Source organism: Enterococcus sp. AZ194 (genome assembly GCF_051713825.1).
In the GTDB taxonomy this organism is placed as follows: domain Bacteria; phylum Bacillota; class Bacilli; order Lactobacillales; family Enterococcaceae; genus Enterococcus_K.
Genome location: NZ_JBIOQR010000001.1, coordinates 2,950,821 through 2,968,080 on the forward strand (window position 1 = coordinate 2,950,821; position 17,260 = coordinate 2,968,080).

Sequence of the window (17,260 nt, forward strand, 5' to 3'; positions counted from 1 at the left end):
TCTTTTAAATGAGTTTAAAAAATAGCTTACGGATTACCTAATTGAAATTAACAAAAATCAAAACAGGAGCCGTATCTAAAGTAAACACTGAGAAAAATGCCTCAGTACTCTATCCAGGAATCTTTTTGTTGTGCATAATAAAGAGTAAAAAAAGTGTAGGAATCACGGGCATGAACCATCTGGAAAGCGATAATTTTTTTAGCCTCTTTATTCTTTTCAAATTACTACGACACTTGGGAACGATATACGAATTTCTTTTTTTTACCTTTACGTAGCCTAATGCACTTAGTTTCCCAAAAATTTATTCATATCTCAGCATACCCAGATTATTGTTCGAAGCTACTATAATCCTCTCCCAAAATAGGTCCACTAAATCATCCTAACACTGTTTTATCAATTGACAGTGATTCCTTAACCTACACAACGAAGTGAAGACAAGCTGTATGTTTACAACAATCACTTCACTAGATTAAGTGCCTCGTACACTCCTTGAAGCTTACCAATTATACTAACTAAACTAATGTGTCACATCTGTTTCCAAACTAACACCTGGGTAAAAGAAGTTTTGCATTCGTTGCAACGCGTACTCATTTCCAACAAAATAAATCGTATCATTTTCTGAGATCTTCGCATAAGGCCCCGGGGACAATAACAACTCTTCTTTATGAAGAATCGCAACCACGGTTGCATTGGTCTCATGCCACAAATTCAGTTCACTAATTGAACTCTCCAAATGAAGCGCATCTGATGTAATGACCAGTTCAAATGGCAAAAATGGATTCATGCTGTGAGTCCGTTTCGTTTGAGCGACTAGCTGATCCAACAACTTAGAAAAATGATCCAACTCATCCTTCTGTTGCTTAACACTCTCCATGATTTCAACCTTTACTTCTTGAATCGATTGAACATCCTTATATTGTTCCAAAAAGGTTTTGGCATTCTCCTTAGAAGCAACATACGCCCCACTGCCATGACGAACCTCCATAATTCCCAAATCAACCAAAACATTGATTGCTTTTCGAGCCGTTTCGGGGGAGACGTTGTAGGCGCTAGCTAATGTTGAGCGAGCATGAATTTTTTCGCCCACTTGGTATCTATTTTCAATAATTCTTTCCGCCAACTCGACAGCGATTTGTTGGTATCTAGGTACAACAACCTTCTTTTTTTCTCGCATCAAATTTCCCTCACATTATATCTTTACGCTAATAGTACTATGAACGGATAGAATAAGCAAAATAAAAAAGAGTGGTGTAAGACACTGGACACTAGCCCGTCTTTTGACTGGGTAGTCATCCTGTCCGTTCCACTCTCACTCTTATTTACTATTTTGTTGTGTTTTGACTGGACAGCTTGTCGCACAGTCATCACAGGTTTTTCCCGTTTTGATACGAGAATACACGACATAACCCGCACCACCAAAAATTAAAATCGAAAGAATAATTGTCGCAATCATTTCGCCCCTCCTTCAACTGTTGTTAGCGTGACTGTTGTGTTGGTTTTCTGTTTGTTTTTCTTCAGTAACTGAATCATCATTCCTGCCAATACAAGAACGGCACTTATAAAACTAAATCCAATTGATCCATTTTCAAAAAAGACATGCCCGAATTGATAAATCACAAAACTGACCGCATAGGCTAAGCCACATTGATAGCCAACTGCAAGCCACGTCCATTTAGCATTGGCCATTTCACGACGAATCGCACCAATAGCTGCAAAACAAGGCGCACATAACAGATTAAAGACGAGGAATGAGTAAGCCGCAACTGTTGTGTAGCTTCCTTGTAAAACTGACCAGACTTCCTGTCCATTTTCAGAAATCTCTCCTGCATGGCCAAACAAAATCCCAAACGTATTAATGACATTTTCCTTGGCGATTAGACCGGTAATCGTGGCAACTGCCCCCTGCCAATTCCCCCAGCCTAAAGGCGCGAATAATGGTGCAATCACATGCCCCAGACTCGCTAAAATACTTTGGTCAGAGTCGACCGGTTGGAACGCAAAATTATAGGAAAACGTGAACCAGATAACGATACTAGAAACAAAAATAATCGTACTTGCTTTTTTAACAAACGACTTACTTCTATCATACGTTTGTCGTAAAATACTTTTTACTTGCGGAAGATGATAAGCCGGTAATTCCATGATAAATGGTGCAGGGTCTCCAGCAAAGAGCTGCGTTTTTTTCAAGGCAATCCCCGAAAGAACGATTGCACCAATTCCGACAAAATAAGCAGAAGGCGCGACCCAACTACTGTTAGGGAAAAAAGCCCCTGCAATCAAAGCGATAATCGGCAACTTAGCCGAACACGGCATAAACGTAGTCACGATAATGGTCATTCGACGATCCTTCTCATTTTCGATTGTCCGACTCGCCATCACACCTGGAACGCCACAGCCAGTAGCAATCAGCATAGGAATAAACGACTTACCTGATAAGCCAAATTTCCGAAATAAACGGTCCATAACAAAAGCAATCCGAGACATATAACCACAGTCTTCTAAAAAGGATAAACATAAAAACAAAACAATTAATTGTGGTAAAAAGCCTAAAACAGCCCCTACACCAGCAATAATTCCATCTAAAATAAGTCCTTGCATCCAATCTGCTACCTGCCAGTTTGCTAAAGCATCGCCCACTATAGTTGGAATCCATTCTCCAAAGACCTGATCGTTAACCCAATCCGTTCCCATCGTTCCCAAGGTTTGAATAGACAGGTAATAAATCAGCCACATGACTCCAGCAAAAATTGGAAGGGCCAACCAACGATTTGTCACGATTTGATCAATTTTATCACTAAATGACAACCGAATCTCATCTTTTTCAATCGCACAGAGGCTAATGACTCGACTGATGAATTCATACCGTTCATTAATTATGATGGTTTCACTATCCTCCTGGAAGATTTTTTCTGTAATCGTAATAATTTCTTCAATTTCTTTCTTTTGAATCACACTAAGATCGAGTTCCTCTTGGGCACGTGCGTCACGTTCAAATAGTTTCACCGCATACCAACGACTTTGTTTTTCCAAAACCGTCTGACCAAGAACGTCAACAATCTCATTCAAGGCCGTTTCTAATCGAACATCATAGGTTGGAAAATCTACCTTAGCCGGAAATTGTTTAGCTACATGAAGTGTCTCCTTGACAGCTTCTTGAAGTCCACGTTTTTTTAGAGCACTCATCCCAACAACAGGGGCCCCCATACCATACGCAAGCTTCTCTAAATTAATCTTTTTACCTTGTTTTGCAACAATATCCATCATATTTAAAGCAATCACAACTGGAATACCCATTTCCATTAACTGGGTTGTTAAATAAAGATTTCTTTCAAGATTTGTTGCATCAACAATGTTTAAAATGACGCTAGGCTGTCCCTGCAATAAATAATCTCTAGCAACGACCTCTTCTGGTGTGTATGGAGAGAGTGAATAAATCCCGGGTAAATCCTGAATTCGGACAGTTCGATCTGATTTTAGGAGCCCTTCTTTTCTTTCTACTGTTACTCCAGGCCAGTTTCCAACATATTGGTTAGCCCCAGTCAAGTGGTTAAACGTGCTAGTCTTCCCACTATTAGGATTCCCTGCTAAAGCAATCTGGTAGTCACTCATTATTTCTCCTCCTTTTCAATTAGCACTAACTCAGCTTCACTTTTTCTCAACGTTAGTTCATACCCACGAACATGAATCTCAATTGGATCACCTAAAGGAGCTAACTTTCTTATATAAACTGACGTGCCTCTAGTTAGACCCATATCCATTAAACGACGTCTAACAGCTCCTGTCCCATGAATCGTAACCACTTGCCCCGAATCTCCCACAACGAGTTGGTCTAATGAAAGCCAATTTGCTGGATTCTCTGAGGGTTCATCTATCAAAATAGATTCTAAAACAGTCTGGTTAATCGCAATTCTACTATTGTGTAATAAAACAATGCCATTCTCACCAGATGTATTAATCAATACAACCTTTCCCCCTGGTATGACACCCAAGTTACTTAAATGCTTTTTGACTGACTCCTCAGCATTGACTGCTTTTATCTGATACACTCGATTATGTTGTGCTTGATTAAGAGATAACATAGTAACTTCCCCTTGTGAATTATTTTCATATTTTTAATTCCAAGAAAACTCATTGAAATTGATAATCGTTCTCAATAAGATTACTCCCTTCCTCCATAAAAGTCAATGAGATTGTGAAAAAACTAGCGAATTAGTCTAAAATAAATTCATTTCAATCGCCTCAAAATTTCGTCTTTTTCGAAAAAATTTTTTAAAGTTTTTTTACTTTAGAAAACTGTTTTCACCCTTGCAATTCTTGCTTTCATATTTTTTCAAAACACTAAACTTGGTGTCTCTCTTTTTTTTCAACACAATATATAGTGTTTTTAGATTGACTTTTTCCTAGATAGATTTATACTAATGAGTATAGAAATTATCCATTCGGGAGGAACTTATAATGAACGTAAAAATCTTTTCAAAAAATAATTGTATGCAATGCAAAATGGTGAAACGCTACTTAAGCGAGAATAATATAGCATTTGAAGAAGTTAATATTGATAATCAACCAGAAGCTGTTGATTGGTTAAAAGAACAAGGTTTTCAAACTGTTCCAGTAACTACTTCTAATTCAACAACTGTTATCGGCTTCCGCCCTGACCAACTAAAACAATTAGCTAGCTAATATGAAGATTGTTTTCTTCTCCATGACGGGTCAGACTAGAAGGTTTGTTAAAAAGTTGGATTTGCCTGCTTATGAAATTGAGCCTGCAAATCCTTTTTTTGAGATAAAAGAACCATTTGTACTTGCTGTGCCAACTTATGATCAGGAAATTATGGATGTCGTCTATGATTTTTTAGACCATCAAGATAACTCTCTTCTATTAAGAGGAATTATCGGTAGCGGCAATCGAAATTTTGCCGAGTTATTTGTTTACGCAGCAAAACAATTGGCAGAGAATTATCAAGTGCCTCTGCTCCATGCACTTGAGTTTAGCGGCACCTCTGAAGATGTCGACATTATAAAAAAGGTTGTGAATGAACTTGAGTCTTAAAAATTTAAAAGACGTTAGCTACTTTAAGCTAAACAATGAGATTAATCGTCCGGTTAATGGACAAATCCCGTTAAACAAGGATCAAGAAGCGTTAGCTGCATTTTTCAAGGAGAATGCAACACCTAACACGATGACATTTTCTTCTATTAAAGAGAAGATTGATTATCTAGTAAAAAATGATTATATCGAAGAAGGATTTATCAAGCTTTACTCAATGACCTTTATTGAAAAGCTTTATCAATTTTTGGACGAACAGAACTTTCAGTTTAAATCATTTATGGCAGCTTACAAGTTTTACTCTCAGTACGCATTAAAAACAAACGATGGAACGGCTTATCTAGAAACCTACGAAGATCGTGTTGCCTTTAATGCGCTTTATTTTGCCAATGGAGACGAAGAGCTTGCTTTATCTCTTGCTGATGAAATGATTCATCAACGCTACCAGCCAGCGACTCCTTCTTTCTTAAACGCTGGACGTAAACGCCGTGGTGAATTGGTTTCTTGTTTCTTAATCCAAGTAACCGACGATATGAACTCAATTGGCCGTTCAATCAATTCAGCATTACAACTTTCTAGAATTGGTGGCGGCGTTGGGATTACTCTTTCGAATCTTCGTGAGGCTGGTGCGCCAATCAAGGGATATGAAGGGGCAGCAAGCGGCGTGGTTCCCGTGATGAAATTATTCGAAGATAGCTTTAGCTACTCCAATCAATTGGGCCAACGTCAAGGAGCCGGTGTTGTTTACTTAAACGTCTTTCATCCAGATATCATTCAATTTCTTTCTGCAAAAAAAGAAAACGCGGATGAAAAGATTCGAGTTAAAACACTTTCTCTAGGGACGATTGTGCCAGATAAGTTCTATGAATTAGCTAGAAATAATGACGATATGTATTTGTTTAGCCCTTATAGTGTTGAAAAAGAGTACGGTGTTCCTTTCTCATATGTGGACATCACTAAAGAATATGACAATATGGTCGCAAATCCAAATATTCGTAAACAAAAGATTCGCGCGCGTGATCTTGAAAATGAAATCTCAAAATTACAACAAGAATCAGGCTACCCATATATCGTAAATATCGATACTGCAAACCGTTCAAATCCGGTTTATGGAAAAATTATTATGAGTAATCTTTGTTCTGAAATTTTACAAGTACAGGAGCCTTCTGTAATTAACGGCAAACAAGAATATGATGTTATGGGGACAGATATTAGTTGTAACTTAGGGTCAACTAATATTGTAAACCTAATGGATAGCCCAAACTTTGGTAAATCTGTTCGCGCGATGACTCGTGCTTTGACATTTGTCACAGATGCTTCTGATATTGATGTTGTTCCTTCTATTCAAAACGGCAATAAACTAAACCACACAATTGGTTTAGGAGCTATGGGACTGCATACTTATTTTGCTAAAAATCATATGGAATACGGCTCTGAGGAATCACTTGATTTTACGAATATTTATTTCATGTTATTAAATTATTGGACGCTAGTTGAAAGTCATGCCATTGCCAAGGAATATGGCGAAGTCTTCCATAATTTTGAAAAATCAGACTATGCAAGTGGTACCTATTTTGATAAATATGTCACAGGAGACTACCAACCAAAATTCGAAAAAGTCAAAGAAATCTTCAACGATATCTTTATTCCTTCAGCCGAAGATTGGAAAGAACTCCGTGAAGCAATCAAAAAAGACGGTCTTTATCATCAAAATCGTCTGGCAGTTGCACCAAATGGCTCTATTTCGTATATCAATGACACGAGTGCAAGTATTCACCCAATTACTCGTATGATTGAAGAGCGTCAAGAGAAGAAAATTGGTAAAATTTACTATCCAGCTCCTTATTTAGCTAATGACACGATTCCTTATTATACCTCAGCCTATGATATGGATATGCGTAAAGTAATCGACGTTTATGCAACAGCACAAAAACATGTCGATCAAGGAATGAGTTTAACCTTGTTTATGCGCTCAGAACTTCCTGAAGGTCTGTATGAATGGAAAGATACAACCAAACAAACAACCCGTGACCTGAATATTTTACGCCACTATGCCTTCCATAAAGGGGTTAAATCAATTTATTATGTTCGTACATTTACAGACGATGCAGAAGAAATTGGTAGCAACCAATGCGAAAGTTGTGTCATCTAACCTTTGTGACTGACTAGATAAACTTAGGATTACCTAGACTTTTACCAGTCGTTCATTGAGCGGCTGGTTTCTATTGAAAAAAACGAGGAGGATAACTCATGTCAAACACGTATTATGAGGCTATAAACTGGAATGAGATTGAAGATATTATCGATAAATCAACCTGGGAAAAACTAACGGAACAATTCTGGCTAGATACACGAATTCCCCTATCCAATGACTTAGATGATTGGCGGACACTATCAGATTTAGAAAAAACCACTGTTGGGCACGTTTTTGGTGGCTTAACTTTACTTGATACTGTTCAGTCAGAAAGTGGGATGGAACAGCTTAGAAATGATGTCCGTACACCACATGAGGAAGCTGTCTTAAATAACATTCAATTTATGGAATCTGTCCATGCTAAAAGTTATTCTTCGATCTTTAGTACCTTAAACACTAAGTCAGAAATCGAAGAAATTTTTGAATGGACCAACACTAACCCTTACCTGCAAAAAAAAGCAGAGTTTATCAACGAGATCTATAAAAACGGCACGCCGTTAGAAAAAAAAGTCGCGAGTGTCTTCTTAGAAACTTTTCTATTTTATTCTGGATTCTATACGCCTCTTTATTACTTAGGAAATAATAAATTACCTAATGTGGCAGAAATCATTAAACTGATTATCCGTGACGAATCTGTTCATGGTACCTATATTGGCTATAAATTCCAATTAGGCTTTAATGAATTACCCGACGATGAACAAGAAAAATTGAAGGACTGGATGTATGGTCTTCTTTATGAACTTTATGAAAATGAAGAACGTTACACTGAAGAGCTCTACGATGAGTTAGGCTGGACTGAAGAGGTAAAAACCTTCTTACGTTATAACGCCAATAAAGCGCTAATGAATTTGGGAATGGATCCACTATTCCCTGATACAGCCAATGATGTTAATCCAATCGTAATGAACGGAATTTCAACAGGTACAAGTAACCATGACTTCTTCTCGCAAGTAGGGAACGGCTATCTGTTAGGAACCGTTGAAGCAATGAAAGATGACGATTACTTAATCGGATTAGACTAAAGAATAGCCTCAACTCATCAGAAAAAATACGATGAGTTGGGGCTTGTTTTTTAACTGCAAGGGGATTATATAATATCGAGGTGTAAGAAAGCTATCGGTAATTGGCTTTCCAGTACTTTTCATGAGACCAAAGAAGGATGGTAGGAATTGATTGTCTTATGGAAACTCAAAACCTCGGCTTGCTGAGGCTATCTTATATGAACCTAGTCTTTCTTTACACTTCACTCAAAATATCCTTCAGCGAGCTTAGCATATTGTTTGACCTTTTGATTGTCGGGCTGGATAGCAGCCCTTTGTTCCTCTTGAACTACTGACTGATTCAGTAGATAATATAATCCAAAGATAGGCTCTGTTGATTTTTCATGATAGCAGGTAGTATCTAATAAATCAGCAGTTAAATCTCTAAGCGTGGTGTTCTTAAAGAAACCGCCACTTAGCGTCAGCTCGCTAATTTTTCCTACCATCTCCTTCAATGTTCGAATGTTCATTAGCACACCTTCAACTACTGCTCGAGTTAAATCTGCTTTCGTATGCTGAATCGATAAATACTTAAACTCAGCAGTCATGCCACTTCGCCAAAATGGTGCGCGTTCCCCATTAATATAGGGATGGAATCGAAGACCATTCGCGCCAATCGGGGACTCTTCCAGTTTGGAACTCAAGGTTTCATAAAACATGGTCTCTGAGTCACTTAACGTTTGGCTTGCCCATTCTAAAACACAGCCGCCATTATTGGAAGGCGCACCCACAATATACAATCTGGGTGCTAAATAATAACAAAAGTTTTGACGTTCCTCATCAAAAATGGCTTGTTTTGTGACTCGTCGAATCGCTGCACTAGTCCCAATCGTCAAGCTATTAGGAACCCCAGTTGAAACATAGCTCCCAAAAGCCGCCAGACAGCCATCACTGGCACCAATTGTAACTTTGGTATTCTTGGATAAGCCTAGCGTTCCAGCTATTCCCGGAGAGATTATTGATGTATGGAGAGGCGCCACTAATCGTGCTAGCTGCTCCTCTGAGATTCCTAAAAATTGGAGAATCTCCTCATCCCAGTTTAAACTTTCAAGGTTAAGTAGCCCTGTTGCAGAACCCGTCGAATAATCTAATAGATACTCCCCAGTAAAAGCCCGCATTAATAGCTCCTTTAGGCCGTACCAGTGAGTTGTTTTATCAGATAAACCTTGCTCTTTAAAATGCAAGATTTTGGCAAACGGAGACATCGTATGAATCGGCGTTCCCGTTTTCCGATAGAAATTTTTGGCTAAATCTGTTTCACGAAATTGTTCAATTATCTCTGTTGCCTGCGTATCTGACCAGATATAAACTTTATCAGCCTGACCATCTTGTACAGGCATCAAGCTATGCATAGCTACACTAAAGCCGATTCGTTCAATTCGTTCTCTCAGAGTCAAAGGAACTCTCTGAATCGCTACACTAAGTACTTGAAGCAATTCGGCAGCAAGTTGATAACGTTCCCCCTCTTCCCCATAATAAGTGGTCACCTTTTTCGCCACGTCATACACTAACTCACCATTATCTATCACGCCTACTTTTATGGCTGTCGTTCCAACATCGATTCCTAAAAATACTTCGCTCATCTCTACTCAACCTCAATTATTTATTCAATTACACATTCGCTGTATTCCCTACTAACATAGCAAAAAAAGGTAAGCGTGTCCAATATCGATCCTAAAAAATTCGCTCATTTATAGAAATGAATGATTCCCACAAGTACACATATTTTGAATTGTTTTACCGTCATAGGAATGTCTATCAAAAGATACGAATAAACTTTGCTGGCCCTTTAGTTCGTTGAGAAAGTTTAAAAATAAAAAAACTGTATCCCATTACTCATAGGATACAGCGAATACTTAAAGACAATTTCTGTTATGACGCTTCTCAGATTTTTACTACTTGTCACCTTTTAACTAGAAATTAGTGGATTAAACACTTCTTTTTTCATCAAATAAGTGCTTCTTTTTTCTAGTAATCCTGGCAACAATCAGTAATAGCAGTCCTGAAATAAAAAATGCGGTCCTAACACCAAAAACATCTGAGATAATCCCCATCAAAAGAATAGAAATTGAAAATGCTGCGGTATTTAATACTCCCGTTGAAGCATAAATAGATGCTAGTTGATCTTTAGGTATATTTTGTTGTATAGACGTTGCTTGAGGAATATTCTTGATTTGAGAAAACAAACCAATCAGAACCGAACAGATTAACACAAATATTGGATTCCAACTCAATGAAACAATAATTGTTACTATCGCTCCAAGAAAAGAGCCCCAGTAAATTGAGCTAGATTTATGATGATCAATCCACTCTGATACTCTCATCACAATAAGACTGCCCATCATTGCGCCAACAAAAAAAGTCGCATTAATGTAACCCCACCAGCTCTCAGAAACATGTAAAACCTCTTTTACAAAAACTAAAACAATCGAAGAGGCCCAGATAGTGTTTGCAATCGTCTCTAGGAGATCCATTTTGATAACCGTCTGAATCACTTCATATTTTTTGATTCCCTTCCAGCCACTCAGAAGCTCTTCTTTGCTCGTTTGCTTCAAGTCTGAGTCTATCTTAACTTTAGGAAGTAATAGTAAACTGATCGTTGATAGCACATAGACACCAACATCTAACCAGACAACCTGTGCAACTGAAAAAAGGATTAGTAGTGAAGAACCTATTGCCCAACTTCCAATACCAACTAACTGTAAAAGTGTACTAAATAGGCTATTGGCTTTTATCAAATACTCTTTTTCTACATAATGTGGGACTAATGCCATACTTATTGACTCTGTAAATCCATCAAAGAAAGCAATCCCTGCAACCAATAAATATATGAGCGTAATATTTGGTTGATTGATTCTTGACTGTAAATAAACAGCTAAAAGAAATAAAATGAACAGCTTACAGGATTGACTTATTTTGATGATACTTGTTATAGAAAACCGCGCAGTAATCACCGGGGCTAACAATCCTGAAACGACCATTCCTCCTGTAATGATTACCGGAACCATCGAAGCCGCTAAAGCTGAATTTGTTAATGCAAAAACGGAACTGACGATTGCTACGGTATATATTGTGTCGCCGATGTTGGCTAAAACTTGTCCTACAATTAATTTTATATATGCTTGATTATTTTTCATATTTTTCATCCTCACTTAGAAGAAACAACTGCTCTTCTGTTTTTGTTTAATCTAAGCAAGGTTTATTACCATAGTTTCATCCGGGACTCCTTTCGCCAATTTTGTTTACTTCAGTTTCGTCAGCCTATTCGCCTTGTAGCTAACTAAACTGGTCCTCAAAATCATAGGCCTCTTAAATTTCGAATCATTTTTTATGTATTATTCAAAGCTCTCTATGCCGCCAAAAATAGGATCATTTATTTTTTTAAACGAGTGTCGCTACTCCTCTTGTTAAATCAAGAGACTCATGATTATAACGGATACTCTAAAATCTCCACCAAAAATCTGAACCTATCCTTTTGATAAAAATAAAAATTATTTTACTGTGTTGGTAACTTAGATGCTTAGTAGCACCTGTCGCTGATTAGAATGGGATTTCTAGGATTTTCTGATCAATGAAAAACTCTGATATAGTCCCACTAAATCTACAAAGTATGGTCAAAAAGATAGTCAAAAAATCGCCAGTATATCAAAAATCAATTTGAGTGAGGATAAAGAGTCAATTTAAACTGAAATGAGAAAGCTTATTATCTTAATTCCTTTTTAGATTCATTCAATTTTCTTCGGATATTTCTTTGATGATTTCTTATTTGAGTCGACATTAGATTGTTAGTCCTAGGTGATATCATGTCAAAAATTTTCTGAGATTTTCGAGCATATGTAATAAATGTTCCAAATTCTCTTTGTTTATAATGGTATTTGATATCTGTACGTTCCCCAAGTTGATGATAATTTTGATATAATTTACGTCTATAGGTTAATCGTTTTCTGTTTCCAGTATGTCCTTTCTGTTTGGAAATAATTTCTCCCTTTTTAATTAATTTATACGCGGTTCTATAAAACTTTGTAATACTTTTTTCTCTCATCTTAACATTTGTTCCATCAAACACAAAACCTAGATAATCTAATTTGGCAACTGCACGAGAGTCTACTTTCCTCAATATTTTCCCATCAAAATACATTACATTAGTCTTTTCTTTTTGAATGGACATCTTAGTTTTAACGAAAATATTATTTTCTATTTCTTCCCTTAAGTTATCAAATTGGCCATCACTTATTTCAGGTATAACGATAATAAAGTCATCTGAGTATCTCCGATAAATCCCACCCCATATATTTATCAAATCTGAAATAAAATCATCTATTTCTAACATATATATATTTGAATATATCGCACTTATTGCCGTGCCTTGTGGAATTCCTTTTTTCTCTTTATTTGTTCTAACAACTTTTTCCCCGTCATTAAAATGATAACTATTCATTTTTTTGAAACGTCTAAATTCAGAAAAATCATCGAAATAAGAATTTTTCCGACTAGCATATATTTCATCATCAGGGGCAACAAAATAGTTTATATCTTCCTTGTGAATATAAGAGTAGCTTGTCAAACTTTTATAAATCTTAAATTGATGATCAGGCATTCTATTATCGTAGTATAAAAGATTGATCATTCTTCTAAGGTATTCGTGATCTAAGTTATCGAAAAATCCTGTATAATCTCCTACATAAACAAAAGAGTCAGGATTCTTTGCTATAAAATTAATTACTTCTGCAGCAAAATGAATATTATTTTTCCCATGTTTGTTAGTCCTATATGCCAAGACAGAACTATCAAATTTTTTTTCACTAACATAGGTATTGTATAGTTCATTTAATTGAAGACCGTAATGCTTATATATGTAATTATCTATATGAGAGGCGTACATGATTGGTCTTATTTTTTCCTTGACTGGAATTTTTCGACCATTTCTACTTTTGTTCTCATTGTCAGGATCATCTTTGAAATCTCTAAATTTTTCAACGCAGATTTCATTAAAAATCAAAGGTAGAAAACTATGCGTAGGATTTTTTTCAAACCCATCCACATACTTTTCTACCTTTGAATTAAAACTAGTAATTTTATCAAAATGAAGATATTTTTTTGTTGGATATTTATAAACATCTTTATTCATTTCGAGTCCCTCAGTCCACTAGTTTTTTATTGGAGCAACAACAGTAAATTTAGTCCCGCTACTATATAATTTACTTTGCACACTGCCTAAGACGCGACTCTCAGGCTCTACTTCTGCCAATTAAGGCTATTACCGCATCCGTAATATGGCGGGGTGAGCAAATGCTCACAAAATACAAATAGTATATGATATAACTAAGAAAGTTTCTCCAACAGATTATTACTCTTGGAGGTGCGAAATGATTCTTCTGACAGTCTTGGTTACCATACTTAGTATGCAGAGCTTAATATTAATATTAAGATTAAGCTCTGTATACGACAGGCAATTTACTTCTGTTGAAGTCAAATCACTTTACTTTGTTATACAAATTACCTAATACCCAACAATTTAATTGCTGATATTAGCATGTTAATTATAGCACAATGATTTCAATAAATGAACGCTGTCTATCAATACGCCATGGAATTTTTTTATAACTATCTTCTTGTACCTTTCTACATTTTTTAGTAGCTTATGTTAAAAGGAAAAACTCTGTTGGTGGTGTTAGTTAGTTGTATTGTACAAGGTTTTACAAAGATTAATAGATGTTTAAATCATCAATGCAACCTGTTATAAATTATAGAGTAGTTCAAAAAAAAGATATTCAACAAATCGTTTATTCATCATCTTTCAGATTCCATTGTTCTTTGGTTGGAACATTTGAACTAATTAGTTCACTGATAATTAAATAGATAATGTACTGAGCATAGCTATTCTCTACATAAAACATTGTACCTCTTGATATTTGTTCCTCAACACTCTCCTTTGTCCATTCATCTTTAATGTTTCCTGCTTCAACCAGATTTTCGCGATTGTCCCATAGATCCTTCTTTGTCGCGAAAAGACAATTGACTAATCCATCGTATATCACTACGCCATAATAGTTCACACTATAGTAAACTGCACTCCTTAAAGTAGAAATCACATGATTGTCAAGTGCATTAACTTCTCTTTTCTTTATATAATTAGAGTAGTTTCTAACTACACGCTCTTCATCTTCAACAACCATAATTTCTAACTGAGAGTTAGTAAAGATTTTTGAATCGAACCAGTTTGGAAATTTAATAACTTTAGAAAAGAATATTTTGGTTTGTAAATTTATTTCTAATTGTTTCGGATAATTATAGTGTCGTATAGCCCAATTTTCTTTTTCATATTTAACGATCATTTCATCACTCAGTTTAATAATGAATGAAATTTCATTGAATCTAAAATTCCCCATGTATCCACTGGTTCTTTTGTTGTCGGCTTCCTTAATTGATTTATACAAGATTGCATAAATCTGAGAAGGTGTATAATTTTCTATCCACTTGTCAAATGCATTATACAATTTCGCTTCTTTTTTTTGATCTCCTAACTCTCTTGTAAATTTACTATTCTCCATCAACAAAACAAACATTTTATATAATTCTTTATAGACTATTTTTTTCCATAATAAGCGTTTTTCGTCAACTGAATTAAATTTGGGTTTATTAAAATACTTAATCTCTTCAAATAATTCATTTTCCGAACTTATTTCATCACTAACGATATTCAAAGATAAAAGCACTTTTTCAATGTTATATGAAAATCCTGAATCTTTAATATTAGAGAAGATTGACAAGGAGTTTTGCTTTGATATTTTTAAAATATCTTTTTTTATCAGGTCTCTAACAATTTCTATCGAGATACAGTTATCTGATGTATTATAATTCCAAAAAGGAGGAATTAGATACCCAAAATCTACATCACTCGTTTGTAATAAAGTGGCTAAATTTAACCTATCTTCTATAGATATACTATCCAATTCAACCTCACTATCTTCATAAATATCATCAATAATATCTCGAATCTTTCTTTCCAAGTTTTTTTCTTTTTCATTACAATTATCACACGAACATTCTTTAGAATTAGAACTATATTCATTATGACCACATTTTATACAATAATAATCTAACGAAGAAGATGCTAGGCTCGACTTACTTGGAAATTTCGTTACTAGTCTTTCACCATCATATGGACATTTTACGTTACTGTAGAAGAGAGGTAAATCTCTAGAAAAATAGACATCCTTGGAAATATTAAGTTTATATTTTCCGATAATCTCTTTTACCTTCATTTCACCTTTGTAGTATTCACTCAATAATTGCCTTAATGATTTTTCATCCAAACCAACTAAAGCATTCTTATTATCTGTAATAGGTACAATTTCAGAACTCAACAAATCCTTAATCTTCATCATTTTTCACACTCCATCTTAAACGATTGTACTATTTCTCAAACCACTCATAAACTTCTTCCACAGAAGTTTCCGCATATAATTTCATCAGAGCTGGACGCATAGTTTGAAATATCTCAACCAACTCTTTACCACCAAAAAACGTTGAGAATGATTTTCCTATCATTATCTCCGACAAATCTGAAATCATCTTTTCGGTTTTTTTGTCATCATTAAGTACGTTCACCAATTTTCCAATCAAATATTCTTCTGAAAATTCTATTTTTGGATTCCTATCAAGATTCTTTATTGACTGATTGACTAATTCAACTATTTCTTCTTTATCACCGTACTTAATTTCCCCGCTCATTTCAACATAATCAATAACTTCTGTATAAACAATAATTAGTGCGTCATTTTTTTCCGTTTTAGTAAGTGATTGTACTTTCTCAGAGTGCTCTATCACCTCAGTAACTATTTTACCAACATAACGATCTAATATACTTGGGAAAATATCTGAAAAAAAATCATCAATAAACTCTTCTTCAGGCTACCCTACTTCATTTTCCCATCCGGGATTTTTAAATTCGCTATTGAAAAATTCATTCTTTATTTCCTTAATTACGTCAGGGTAATCCTCTATCAACTCTCCTTGACCTTTTAAGGTAAGATAATCCGCAATGTATTCTTCTATATCACCGAAATAAAACCATCCCACCGATCGTCCACTGATTTTCGAGATTTTTTCGATCACTTCGATCGGAGCTAAATTATATCCTTGGACATACGAACTGATCGTTGGCTTCTTTAATCCTAAACGGCTGCCAAATTCTGTAAACGAAATGTTCATTTCGTCTTTGATCTGTTTCAACCGTGCGCCAACTTTCTCCTTATTCGGTTGTAGTAATCCAAACATTTCTATCTCCTCCTATATGATTTCATATACAGCATAACACACGTATATCGATTCGTATATGTCTTTCTCGAAAAACTATTGACTTCGTATATCGAACCGTATATTATAACAGTTGTAGAGGCCTCTACTTTTTTTAAATAAAAAACGTATATAAATTCGTATATCAGAAAGGAAAATATTTATGCCAATCAAAATCAGTGATCTCATCTTACCAAAAGAAAAACTAGAAAAAGAATACCGACTCGTCAATGTCGCAAGATGGCAAAAGGATGGTGAAGCCTTGGGATGGAGTTACGAATGTGTCTTATCCAAACTTCGCTACGAAAAAATCAATGTCAAAGTAGCTAGTGAACATCCAGTCTTAACTAAAGAAGAACTTGAAGCGGACAGTGAACGATTTGTTTCATTTGAAAATCTGATCATTTCACCTTGGGGTCGAGCCAATGGACAATTTGTAAACTATGGACTCTCAGCGACCGCTGATTCCGCAAAGTTGATGAACCAAAAATCAAATAATATCACTAACAACCAAGTAAACAAACCCGCCAACTAATTCTCCTGCTTGTTTGTTGGGTGATTTCGAAATGGACGGCTGGCCCCAGCCAAAGCCGTTCATTTCGATAAAACCGCACAATAAATAAGCAGGATAGCAGGGCGGCGCAGCCGTTCTGCTCCTTTACTTGATATATAGGACAACAT

At 35.7% G+C, this 17,260-nt stretch carries 15 protein-coding genes; 5 read left to right on the forward strand and 10 right to left on the reverse strand.

What is annotated here, in order from left to right:
- Positions 1-517: 517 nt before the first annotated feature.
- The 4 genes from IGI37_RS13880 to IGI37_RS13895 form a co-directional block, all read right to left on the reverse strand.
- Positions 518-1,174, reverse strand: a complete 657-nt coding sequence (locus IGI37_RS13880; RefSeq protein ID WP_438762660.1) for a GntR family transcriptional regulator — start codon at positions 1,172-1,174, stop codon at positions 518-520.
- Between the two features lie 141 nt (positions 1,175-1,315).
- Positions 1,316-1,450: a FeoB-associated Cys-rich membrane protein gene (locus tag IGI37_RS13885; RefSeq protein WP_438763655.1), complete on the reverse strand. Its 135-nt coding sequence runs from the start codon at positions 1,448-1,450 to the stop codon at positions 1,316-1,318.
- Positions 1,450-3,609 carry a ferrous iron transport protein B gene (gene feoB, locus IGI37_RS13890; protein WP_438762662.1) on the reverse strand — a complete coding sequence of 720 codons (2,160 nt, stop codon included), beginning with the start codon at positions 3,607-3,609 and terminating at the stop codon, positions 1,450-1,452. Before feoB ends, IGI37_RS13885 begins: the two co-directional genes overlap by 1 nt.
- Positions 3,609-4,079, reverse strand: a complete 471-nt coding sequence (locus IGI37_RS13895; protein WP_438762664.1) for a FeoA family protein — start codon at positions 4,077-4,079, stop codon at positions 3,609-3,611. The genes feoB and IGI37_RS13895 overlap by 1 nt, the downstream gene beginning before the upstream one ends.
- 376 nt (positions 4,080-4,455) lie before the next feature.
- Between IGI37_RS13895 and nrdH the strand changes: the two genes are divergently transcribed.
- The 4 genes from nrdH to nrdF all read left to right on the forward strand — a co-directional run bounded on the left by nrdH (position 4,456) and on the right by nrdF (position 8,263).
- A complete protein-coding gene (nrdH, locus tag IGI37_RS13900; protein WP_438762667.1) occupies positions 4,456-4,680 on the forward strand; it encodes a glutaredoxin-like protein NrdH in 225 nt (74 codons plus the stop codon).
- A gap of 1 nt (position 4,681) precedes the next feature.
- Positions 4,682-5,050 (forward strand): class Ib ribonucleoside-diphosphate reductase assembly flavoprotein NrdI, encoded by a 369-nt coding sequence (nrdI, locus tag IGI37_RS13905; protein WP_438762669.1) that lies wholly within the window; start codon positions 4,682-4,684, stop codon positions 5,048-5,050.
- On the forward strand, positions 5,040-7,199 hold the full coding sequence (gene nrdE / locus IGI37_RS13910) for a class 1b ribonucleoside-diphosphate reductase subunit alpha (protein WP_438763656.1): 2,160 nt from the start codon (positions 5,040-5,042) through the stop codon (positions 7,197-7,199). Before nrdI ends, nrdE begins: the two co-directional genes overlap by 11 nt.
- Positions 7,200-7,297: 98 nt before the next feature.
- On the forward strand, positions 7,298-8,263 hold the full coding sequence (gene nrdF / locus IGI37_RS13915) for a class 1b ribonucleoside-diphosphate reductase subunit beta (RefSeq protein WP_438762671.1): 966 nt from the start codon (positions 7,298-7,300) through the stop codon (positions 8,261-8,263).
- A gap of 221 nt (positions 8,264-8,484) precedes the next feature.
- Here the strand turns inward: nrdF and IGI37_RS13920 are convergent, their stop codons facing one another.
- The 6 genes from IGI37_RS13920 to IGI37_RS13945 form a co-directional block, all read right to left on the reverse strand.
- Positions 8,485-9,864 (reverse strand): gluconokinase, encoded by a 1,380-nt coding sequence (locus IGI37_RS13920; RefSeq protein ID WP_438762672.1) that lies wholly within the window; start codon positions 9,862-9,864, stop codon positions 8,485-8,487.
- Between the two features lie 345 nt (positions 9,865-10,209).
- Complete coding sequence (locus IGI37_RS13925; protein ID WP_438762673.1) at positions 10,210-11,418, reverse strand: MFS transporter; 1,209 nt, start codon at positions 11,416-11,418, stop codon at positions 10,210-10,212.
- Positions 11,419-11,984: 566 nt separating this feature from the next.
- A complete protein-coding gene (locus IGI37_RS13930; protein ID WP_438762674.1) occupies positions 11,985-13,409 on the reverse strand; it encodes a reverse transcriptase domain-containing protein in 1,425 nt (474 codons plus the stop codon).
- Positions 13,410-14,064: 655 nt separating this feature from the next.
- Positions 14,065-15,669, reverse strand: coding sequence for a hypothetical protein (locus IGI37_RS13935; RefSeq protein WP_438762675.1), 1,605 nt, complete (start codon positions 15,667-15,669; stop codon positions 14,065-14,067).
- A gap of 28 nt (positions 15,670-15,697) precedes the next feature.
- Complete coding sequence (locus tag IGI37_RS13940) at positions 15,698-16,111, reverse strand: Cro/Cl family transcriptional regulator (RefSeq protein WP_438762676.1); 414 nt, start codon at positions 16,109-16,111, stop codon at positions 15,698-15,700.
- An 84-nt stretch (positions 16,112-16,195) separates the two neighbouring features.
- Entirely contained in the window at positions 16,196-16,561 is a 366-nt protein-coding gene (locus IGI37_RS13945; RefSeq protein WP_438762677.1) for a helix-turn-helix domain-containing protein, read from the reverse strand.
- A 181-nt stretch (positions 16,562-16,742) separates the two neighbouring features.
- Between IGI37_RS13945 and IGI37_RS13950 the strand changes: the two genes are divergently transcribed.
- Complete coding sequence (locus IGI37_RS13950; protein ID WP_438762678.1) at positions 16,743-17,114, forward strand: hypothetical protein; 372 nt, start codon at positions 16,743-16,745, stop codon at positions 17,112-17,114.
- The last annotated feature ends 146 nt before the right edge of the window (positions 17,115-17,260 follow it).

What these genes read in the sequence shown, in the direction of transcription:
- IGI37_RS13950 (WP_438762678.1), top strand. Translation starts at nt 16,743, where the DNA reads ATGCCAATCAAAATCAGTGATCTCATCTTACCAAAAGAAAAACTAGAA.
- nrdF (WP_438762671.1), top strand. Translation starts at nt 7,298, where the DNA reads ATGTCAAACACGTATTATGAGGCTATAAACTGGAATGAGATTGAAGAT.
- IGI37_RS13895 (WP_438762664.1), bottom strand. Translation starts at nt 4,079, where the DNA reads ATGTTATCTCTTAATCAAGCACAACATAATCGAGTGTATCAGATAAAA.
- feoB (WP_438762662.1), bottom strand. Translation starts at nt 3,609, where the DNA reads ATGAGTGACTACCAGATTGCTTTAGCAGGGAATCCTAATAGTGGGAAG.
- nrdI (WP_438762669.1), top strand. Translation starts at nt 4,682, where the DNA reads ATGAAGATTGTTTTCTTCTCCATGACGGGTCAGACTAGAAGGTTTGTT.
- IGI37_RS13945 (WP_438762677.1), bottom strand. Translation starts at nt 16,561, where the DNA reads ATGTTTGGATTACTACAACCGAATAAGGAGAAAGTTGGCGCACGGTTG.
- nrdH (WP_438762667.1), top strand. Translation starts at nt 4,456, where the DNA reads ATGAACGTAAAAATCTTTTCAAAAAATAATTGTATGCAATGCAAAATG.
- IGI37_RS13925 (WP_438762673.1), bottom strand. Translation starts at nt 11,418, where the DNA reads ATGAAAAATAATCAAGCATATATAAAATTAATTGTAGGACAAGTTTTA.
- IGI37_RS13880 (WP_438762660.1), bottom strand. Translation starts at nt 1,174, where the DNA reads ATGCGAGAAAAAAAGAAGGTTGTTGTACCTAGATACCAACAAATCGCT.
- IGI37_RS13930 (WP_438762674.1), bottom strand. Translation starts at nt 13,409, where the DNA reads ATGAATAAAGATGTTTATAAATATCCAACAAAAAAATATCTTCATTTT.
- IGI37_RS13935 (WP_438762675.1), bottom strand. Translation starts at nt 15,669, where the DNA reads ATGATGAAGATTAAGGATTTGTTGAGTTCTGAAATTGTACCTATTACA.
- IGI37_RS13920 (WP_438762672.1), bottom strand. Translation starts at nt 9,864, where the DNA reads ATGAGCGAAGTATTTTTAGGAATCGATGTTGGAACGACAGCCATAAAA.